General features: G+C 68.0%; 1 protein-coding gene. It reads right to left on the bottom strand.

The features are described 5' to 3' along the window. Positions 1 to 266: DJ-1/PfpI family protein (locus tag ACCD00_RS30860; RefSeq protein WP_413428950.1), on the bottom strand; the 266-nt coding region annotated here is incomplete at both ends.

Genomic DNA, 266 nt, shown 5'->3' on the forward strand with positions numbered 1-266 from the left:
CATTCCCAGTGCACGCTGCAATCGAAGCCGTCGAGCAGGCCGGCGCAGGCCAGGGCCCAGCTGCCGGTGCACACCGCGCCGAGGCGGCGGGCCTGACGGGCCTGGCTTTGCAGCCACGACACGTGTTCCCGGGTAACCGTGCGCTGAATGCCGATACCGCCGCAGACGATGACAATGTCCATTGGCGGGGCTTTGTGCATGGAGGCGTCGGGGGTGATCTGCAGGCCGTCACTGGCCCAGACCTGACCGCCATCGACGGTGAGGGT

It is taken from the genome of Pseudomonas sp. Pseusp3, from assembly GCF_047304225.1.
Classification (GTDB): Bacteria; Pseudomonadota; Gammaproteobacteria; order Pseudomonadales; family Pseudomonadaceae; genus Aquipseudomonas; species Aquipseudomonas fluorescens_CD.